This is a genomic window from methanotrophic endosymbiont of Bathymodiolus puteoserpentis (Logatchev) (assembly GCF_900128525.1).
Taxonomy (GTDB): Bacteria; Pseudomonadota; Gammaproteobacteria; order Methylococcales; family Methylomonadaceae; genus Methyloprofundus.
In genome coordinates, this window is sequence record NZ_FQTQ01000073.1 from 1 (window position 1) to 856 (window position 856).

The window sequence follows — 856 nt, forward strand, 5'->3', positions numbered from 1 at the left end:
GCAATGGAATTATACTGCCATTCCTGACGCAACAACTTTATAAGTTGCCTAAGTTATTTCATGCACATTCCTTACTATAATACTAATAATAACTTTCAAACAGCTTTTAGCGTAAGAAATACAACTAGTGATTATAAAGCACTTAAAGTACGTTTACGTGAGTCAGGTAATTCAAATGACGTTTTAGATTTTAATGTCTATATGTCACCGCAAGATGTTTTTACTTTCACAGTTACAGCTGACGGTGTAAATAGCCCAAGGTTAAGTACAGATGATAAAACATGTACTTTTCCAGCTATCCCAGCGGGCGGTGTGCCTTTAAAAGGCGATGTTTATAAAGCAACATCAGTAGTTGATGCGCGTGAAGGTTATGTTGAAATTATTGAAATGGGTGTTATAGATAGCACTGTGACACTGACTACCGCCACAACAAATGTTAGTGCAGGTGGAACAGTTGTGTCTGGGTTGCTTCATGATTCAACAGGTACGCCTAAAGATTGTGGTGTTATAGCTCAAGCGTTGGCAGATGGTGTATGGACTAGAGGTGGATCAGTATCTTCAGTTGCGCCGACTACAATAGCTTATCATGCCACTAACGCTAGTCCGGCTGGATTTTTTACTCCAACAGGTGGTCTATCTGGCAGCTCAATTCTTTTAGATTTGGCTAATGGTGCGGCTTTTGTTGCTGACCCTATTGCCTTGGTTAACTACGCGGCTAACCACACTACTGCGGTTTCTGGTAGTACAGCAGCAGGTGTAAATGTGACCTATCCAGGTACAACTGCTGCCTCAAGTGGTAACGGTGCTCAGTACTATTTACCAAACGATAAAGATTATTTCTTATTACCTTCTCTAG

1 pseudogene is annotated in these 856 nt (G+C 40.8%); it reads left to right on the forward strand.

The annotated features are described in order from the left end of the window. Positions 1 to 60: 60 nt before the first annotated feature. Positions 61 to 856 (forward strand): annotated as a pseudogene (locus tag BQ7314_RS06420) (hypothetical protein); the annotation flags it as partial.